At 72.8% G+C, this 1,683-nt stretch carries 2 protein-coding genes; one reads left to right on the top strand and one right to left on the bottom strand.

Features of this window, described 5'->3' with window-relative positions:
• Positions 1-755 precede the first annotated feature (755 nt).
• Positions 756-1,328: a nucleotidyltransferase family protein gene (locus tag FJ108_18565; GenBank protein ID MBM4337897.1), complete on the top strand. Its 573-nt coding sequence runs from the start codon at positions 756-758 to the stop codon at positions 1,326-1,328.
• Here the strand turns inward: FJ108_18565 and FJ108_18560 are convergent.
• A complete protein-coding gene (locus tag FJ108_18560; protein MBM4337896.1) occupies positions 1,325-1,576 on the bottom strand; it encodes a MoaD/ThiS family protein in 252 nt (83 codons plus the stop codon). The two genes, FJ108_18565 and FJ108_18560, sit on opposite strands and share 4 nt — an antisense overlap.
• Positions 1,577-1,683: the final 107 nt, after the last annotated feature.

The raw sequence follows: 1,683 nt of genomic DNA, 5'->3' as shown, positions 1-1,683 counted from the left end.
GCCCGGAGCTCGCGCCCGAAGGCGCCGAGCGCATCGAGCAGATCGCCGGGCTGCTCTCCGGCTCGCCGGGAATCGCGCTGACACTTTCCGGTGGCACGTCCGAGAGCGATCTGCGCGTCCTTCGCGAGCGCGCGCTCGTGGCCGAGCTCGAGGCGACCTCGGGCGTGCGCGCTCTGGGTCGGCTCGGCGAGATCGGCACGCGCCGGGCCGTGCGCAACCACCTCGGCGCGAAGCTCGCGGGCCAGCCGGCTCCGGCGCTCGAGCCCGAGCAGGAGACCTGGCTCGAGGAGAAGGTCGCCGCGACCGCGATCGACGCCGCGGCGCTCCAGACGCTCGCCGCGACGCGCGCCGCGGCGGTGCACGGCCTGCTCGTGCGCGAGCACGGCATCGCCGAGCGGCAGCTCGTGATCGGCCCGCCGAGCACCGATCCGCCCGCGGCGAAGCCCGGCGTCGCGATCGCGCTCGGAGCGCCGAGGCGCTAGCCGCGCCCGCGCGCTAAGCTCGCCGTGTGTCGACGCCCTCGAGCCCGCAAGCTCCATCTCGATCTCACGCTCTCTTGCTCGAGAGACTCGCCCGCGCCTCTGCCGCGGAGAACGCACGAGCGCGCGCGAGAGAGTGGGCCGGAGCGACGGATGCCGAGCGCGTCGCCGCGTTCGTGGAGCTGTCGCGGATCTGCGCCGAACTAGCGCGAATGCGCGGTGCGGTGGCCGTGAAGCCTCCGCTTCCGGTGATCCGGATCTCCTCGCGCTAGGCCGATGAGTCCGACTGCGGCCCTCCCGCACGAGAAGATCCAGGCATTGTCACACTCCCTGGTGTCGGCCGGCATCCCGCACGCGTTTGGCGGCGCCATCGCTCTTCTCTACTGCGGCGAGCCGCGCGGCACGGTCGACATCGACGTGAACGTCTTCGTCCACGAGCGCGAGGCCGCATCCGTTCTGGAGCTGCTTCGGCCGCTCGGCGTCGCGATCGACGAGCAGGGGGCGCTCTCGAGCATCGCCCGCGACGGCCAGGTCCGGCTCGACTGGGCCGGCACCCCACTCGATCTGTTCTTCGCCTACGACGCGCTCCACGACGCCTGCCGCGAGCGCGCGCGGCATGCCGACTTCCTCGGGACGACGATCTCGGTGCTCTCCGCGGAAGATCTGGTGGTCTTCAAGGTGCTCTTCGATCGGCGCAAGGATTGGGCGGACATCGAGCAGATCCTTCACTCCCGAGGGGCGCGCTTCGATGCGGCCTACGTGCGGGCGTGGCTGGCGCGGATCGTCGGCGGCACGGACCCGCGCGCGAGCGCCTTCGAGGCTCTCGCGCTCGAGACGCGCGCGGGCTAGCCGCCGGAGATCTGCGCCAGGAAGTGGACCTCGCTCTCGGGTCGCAGGCGCTCGAGATGCGCTTCGGCGCGTGGGAGGATCTCGCCGTCGATCGCGACGCTGCAGTCCGCGCCGATCGCGGCGCTGATTCCCGGGTAGCGCGCTTCGAGCGCGGAAAGCAGCTCGCGCACGTCGCGCGCCTCGAGCTCGACCGAGTCGGCGCCTCCCACGAAGCGGCGCAGGCCGGAGGCGAAGAACACGCGCGCCACGTCACTAGCCCGCGCGGTCGATGGCCTCGAGCAGGCGCGGCGGCGAGATGGGCAGCTCCGCGAGCGTGACGCCCGCCGCGCGCTGCACGGCGTTCGCGACCGCGGCC

The organism is Deltaproteobacteria bacterium, assembly GCA_016875225.1.
Classification (GTDB): Bacteria; Myxococcota_A; UBA9160; order SZUA-336; family SZUA-336; genus VGRW01.
Note: the sequence above shows the minus strand (reverse complement) of the source record. Positions and strands in the feature narration are given on the sequence as shown.